Source organism: Roseibium sp. RKSG952 (assembly GCF_009711355.1).
Genome location: NZ_SMMF01000711.1, coordinates 1 through 5,142, shown reverse-complemented (window position 1 = coordinate 5,142; position 5,142 = coordinate 1). Strand labels below are relative to the sequence as shown.

Below are 5,142 nucleotides of genomic sequence, written 5' to 3'. Positions count from 1 at the left end.
TGACTGGCGCAGGTAGCCGCCGATCTGGTGTTGACCATTCTTGCCGGTGCGCGGGTCAACCATCATCTGAGCCGCCATGCCGGTTAGACCAAGGGCGTCATCCAGCTCCCGGTGCAGCAGCAATCCGCCATCGGAACTGATGGAGCTTCCCTGAAACGCGAGTTTGATCGTGCGGTCGAAATGAAGCCTCAAAGGGCCCGTTTCCGCTTCACCCATCGTGTTCGCTCCCAAAGTCAACCTCCACGCAGGATAACCCATTGATCCTAAATAATTATCATGCGATAGGCCGACCGTAAAACGATTTCCATATGGGATATCCGGGTTCAAGGCTTCTGAAGTGCGATTGCCCTGTTCTCAGGATACAACCCACTTGATTTGTAAATCTATCCACTTTAATGCTGTGTTTCTCTGTCAATAGGTTTCCTGATATTTGTGGTAAACCATCTTGATAAACGTATTAAGTAAGTGCGTCTAATTATTATTTGCGACGTATAATAGGGTAAATTAAATGGAAAGCAATAGATACACCAAGTCAATAGTAAATGGAATAATTAATCACGAGGCCGTTGTCTGCGTCATTGGCATGGGTTATGTCGGGCTTCCGCTCACTCTTAGGCTCCGAGAGCAAGGTATATCTGTTATTGGTCTAGATATCGACGAGAGCAAGATTGAAAAATTGCTGCGTGGAGAAAGCTATATACGTCATATCGACGAAAATTTGATTCGCAGTCATCTCTCGAACGGGTTTGAGGCAACTTCGGACTTTGCGCGTGTTGCGGATGCAGACGTAATCGTTATGTGCGTCCCGACGCCGCTGGACAAGTATCGCGAGCCAGATCTTCAATTTGTCAAATCGACCTGTCGGTCCATTGCGCCTTACCTGCGACCCGGGCAAATGGTTTCGCTTGAAAGCACAACATATCCAGGGACGACAGAGGAGATAATTGTCCCGATTCTGACTCAGGGTGGGCTTGTAATTGGTCGCGACATATTTGCGGTATACTCGCCGGAGCGTGAGGATCCGGGCAATGCGAGTTTTTCCGTAAGTATGATTCCCAAGGTTGTCGCCGGTCATACAGAAAACTGTCGCCAGGTCGGGGCAGCCTTCTATCGTACCATCATCAACGAGGTCGTGGAGGTTAGCTCCACACGTGTGGCGGAGCTGACGAAACTCCTGGAAAATATACAGCGCGCTGTCAATATCGGGCTTATGAACGAGATGAAGATACTTTGCGATCGCATGGGGATCGACATTTTCGAAGTAATCGACGCGGCGGCGACAAAGCCGTTCGGCTTCACCCGGTTCTATCCTGGACCGGGCCTCGGTGGTCACTGCATTCCGATCGACCCGTTTTATCTAACATGGAAAGCTCGCGAATTCGGCCTGCATACGCGCTTCATCGAACTTTCGGGCGAAATAAATCGGTCCGTGCCGGAATTTGTCATTTCGAAGCTTGTCGATGCGCTCAATGATCGGTTTAAGGTTTTGCGTGGCAGCAAGGTTCTGGTTGTCGGCCTTGCGTACAAGAAGGACGTCGATGATGTAAGGGAATCTCCGTCGATCCATCTCATGGAGATCCTTCGGAAGAAGGGTGCGGACGTACAATATTGTGATCCACACGTACCTAGTTTTCCGGAAATGCGGGAGCATCACTTCGAGCTTGAGAGTGTTGAGGCCACTGCCGAAGTCTTATCCGAGTTCGATGCAATCATCATTTCGACCGATCATGACATTTTCGATTACGAGACAATCCGAAACAATGCAAAGCTCATTGTCGATTGTCGGGGTGTTTACCGGGGTGAATGCCCGAATGTTGTGAGGGCTTGACAAATGAACAACATGAAGCGTTTTTGCCTGATTGGTGCTGCGGGTTACATAGCGCCAAGGCATATGGGGGCAATCAGGGAGACGGGACATGATCTTGTCTTGTGTTATGACAAATCAGACTCGATCGGAGTGATCGATAGTTATTTCCCGCAGGCTGCCTTCGTAACAGATATGGAGGAGCTCAACAGTGAGGTTACCGCTCGGCAGGCCGCCGGAAAGGGTATTGATGTGTTCTCGATCGCATCTCCGAACCAGTTTCATAAGGATCACATCATCTATGCCCTGCATGCCGGCGGAGATGTTATCTGCGAGAAGCCGCTGGTAATCGATCCGGCAGACCTCGACCACCTTTCTTCGGTTGAACAAAAGTTTGAGAAGTCAATTAGCACGATTTTGCAATTGCGTTTACATCCCGCGATTCTGCAGCTGAAAAGAGAGGTCTGCATAGCCGGTGACAGGAAGCACGAGGTGGATCTCACGTACATCACCTCTCGCGGAAGCTGGTATCATAAGAGTTGGAAGGGGGACGAGAGAAAATCAGGCGGTATAGCGACGAATATTGGCGTCCATTTTTTTGACATGCTCCATTTCTTGTTTGGCGAATTGCTGGAGTACCGGGTTCATCTTCGCTCACCGTTGAGGTCTGCTGGCTACTTAGAATACGAGCGCGCGCGCGTCCGGTGGTACCTGTCGATTGACAATTGCGATATTCAGCGGGCAGGGCAGGAATCCGAGAAACGAACCTACCGCTCCATCACGATAGATGGAAAGGAGGTGGAGTTTTCCGGTGGCTTCACTGACCTTCATGTAAGAAGTTATGAGGAAGCGCTGGCAGGTCGTGGTTTCAGTGTGGAAGACAATCGAGTTGCGATCGAGACTGTCGCGGCAATTCGCACTGCGGCCCTTGCAGCACGCGACAGCGTAACACACCCAATTGTAGATGCCGCGCTACGAGAAGGGGCCTGATGTTTACGTTTGCTACAGAGAGTCTTGCTGCCTTCCGCGATCGCTTTGGTCTCGGCGTGGTTCGGGATTGCTCATTTGCGTTCGTCGGCAAAATTCCTCAGAAGATTGCGCCCCGGCTAGTCGGATGCGTTTCGGCACATCTTATCAGTGATGCGTGTGCATTTAATGGAATTTCCGGGATTGTTACGTTGCCGGAGTTAAGCGATCTAGTTCCGGATCATTTGGGTCTTGCGATCAGTGAAGCTCCGATTGCATCTCTGTATCAAATACATGAGGATATTGCTCGACGTCCTGATTTTCAATGGAAATCGTTCGATTCTTGGATACATCCAAGCGCAACGGTGCACAACTCTGCAGTGATTGCGCCCCGGAACGTTCGGATCGGTGAAAACTCGATCATCGGCGAAAATGCAGTGATATGTCCACGTACCTTGATTGGTGACAATTGCGGCGTTGGGCCCGGGACGGTAATTGGTTCTGAAGCGTTCGAGGTAAACAACTTCACTTCTCCGCGTAGGGTCCTCTATCAATCCGGTGGGGTGATGCTTGGCAACGATGTTGAAGTTCAAGCTAAATGCACGATTGTTCGGGCGACGTTCGGCGGTTTCACTTTGATCGGCGACGAGACGAAGCTCGATTGCCAAATCCATGTGGCCCATGACTGTCAAGTGGGCAAGCGGGTGCAAATTGCCGCCTGTGCCGAACTGTCGGGGCGCGTTTCAATTGGCGATGGTGTATTCATCGGACCGAATGCGACCATTTCGAATGGTGTATCCATAGGTGAAGGAGCGACGGTTACACTCGGCTCCGTTGTCGTTCGTGATGTGCCCGCGAGTGCGCGAGTGACAGGAAATTTTGCACTACCGCATACGAAATGGCTGGATTTCATCAGGTCCATTCGCTGAAAGACGCAATACGTGGGCCGCAGTGGCAGGCCGAGGGAGAGTGTTTTGCAGTTCATTGATTTGCATACCCAACAGAATCGAATAAAAGACCGCTTGGATGTCCGAATCGCTGCAGTTCTGGAGCACGGGCGTTACATTCTTGGGCCCGAGGTGTCGGAGCTCGAAGAGAGCTTGTCGGCCTTTGTCGGCGGCGCTGAGTGTGTCACTTGCGCAAACGGGACCGATGCATTGCAAATTGCCTTGATGGCGCTTGATATCGGGCCGAACGATGAGGTTATCATCCCGGCTTTCAACTACATTGCATGTGCGGAAGCAGTCGCAATCCTCGGAGCGCTACCGGTTTTTGCGGATGTAGATGAGCGCACCTACAATCTTTGTCCTCTTTCACTCGAGAGCAAGATTACGCCACGCACAAAGGCTGTAATCGCAGTCTCTCTATACGGGCAGTGCGCGGATTTCGAGAGAATCAACGCAATTGCTGTGCGGCACAACTTGCCGGTGATTGAGGATGCCGCCCAAAGCTTCGGTGGCGCTTTTGAAGGCCGTGTGTCCTGCGGACTTACAACGATCGCATGCACGAGTTTTTTTCCGTCCAAGCCACTCGGATGTTATGGAGATGGAGGCGCGCTTTTCGCTGCAAATCGCGACCTAGCTAAATCTATTCGTAAGATTGCGCGTCACGGTCAGGAGCGCCGATATCAACATGTTCGGCTGGGGGTTAACAGCAGGTTAGATACGATCCAAGCGGCCATTCTTCTGTGTAAGCTTGAGGTCTTTGAGGACGAGTTAACAGCACGCCAATCGATAGCAGAACGGTATTCAAAGGCCCTTGAAGGGCTGGGAATTATCACGCCCTATGTGGACTCTCGGTGCCGCTCTGCATGGGCTCAATACACAATTCAGGTCGACAATCGGGACGTATTTATATCTCATCTAAAATCTGCTGGCGTGCCTACGGCAATCCACTATCCGCGGCCGTTGCACAAGCAGCTTGCATTCAAGGATGATGATGTGGTTGCGCCTATTTCCGAAAAGCTGAGTGACCACGTCTTCAGCTTGCCTATGCATCCATATTTAACAGAGCAGGAGATGGACAGAGTCGTTTCAACTATCCAGGAAGCACGGGAGGCAAACCTTGCAGCTTGAGCTGATACAAGCCATTGTCGACGAGCATGAAGCGTGGCTCACGAGTGAAGGCCGGTACGGAAGACGCGCTTCTTTGGACGGAATGGATTTGCGATTGGTAGATCTGTCGCACCGTGACCTCAGAAAAGCTTCCATCTCGCAAGCGAATCTGGATCGCGCTGATTTGGTTTCGACAGACTTACGAGAGGCTGAGCTTTCCGGGACATCCTTTTCCCTTTCGAACCTTAGTCATGCACAGTTTGCTGAAAGTAATTTGAGAAAGTCGTCATTTGTCGATGCAAATTGTGAGCGGGCAGA

The 5,142-nt window shown here is 51.1% G+C and carries 6 protein-coding genes; 5 read left to right on the top strand and 1 reads right to left on the bottom strand.

The features are described from left to right. The coding region (locus tag E1297_RS04495; protein ID WP_196223191.1) for a transposase at positions 1–216 on the bottom strand (216 nt) is incomplete at its 3' end. A 292-nt stretch (positions 217–508) separates the two neighbouring features. On the opposite strand from E1297_RS04495, the gene E1297_RS04490 reads away from it, so the two are divergent. From E1297_RS04490 to E1297_RS04470, 5 genes are all read left to right on the top strand, one after another. Then, positions 509–1,828, top strand: a complete 1,320-nt coding sequence (locus E1297_RS04490; RefSeq protein ID WP_155134429.1) for a nucleotide sugar dehydrogenase — start codon at positions 509–511, stop codon at positions 1,826–1,828. Between the two features lie 3 nt (positions 1,829–1,831). Then, the gene (locus E1297_RS04485) at positions 1,832–2,794 is read left to right on the top strand and encodes a Gfo/Idh/MocA family oxidoreductase (RefSeq protein WP_244327635.1); all 963 of its coding nucleotides are present in this window, start codon (positions 1,832–1,834) and stop codon (positions 2,792–2,794) included. Continuing rightward, a complete protein-coding gene (locus E1297_RS04480) occupies positions 2,794–3,699 on the top strand; it encodes a UDP-3-O-(3-hydroxymyristoyl)glucosamine N-acyltransferase (protein WP_155134426.1) in 906 nt (301 codons plus the stop codon). The genes E1297_RS04485 and E1297_RS04480 overlap by 1 nt, the downstream gene beginning before the upstream one ends. A 45-nt stretch (positions 3,700–3,744) precedes the next feature. Next, a complete protein-coding gene (locus E1297_RS04475) occupies positions 3,745–4,845 on the top strand; it encodes a DegT/DnrJ/EryC1/StrS aminotransferase family protein (protein WP_155134423.1) in 1,101 nt (366 codons plus the stop codon). Then, positions 4,835–5,142, top strand: a 308-nt coding sequence (locus E1297_RS04470; RefSeq protein WP_196223190.1) for a pentapeptide repeat-containing protein, incomplete at its 3' end; no start/stop codon positions are given. The genes E1297_RS04475 and E1297_RS04470, both read left to right, overlap by 11 nt.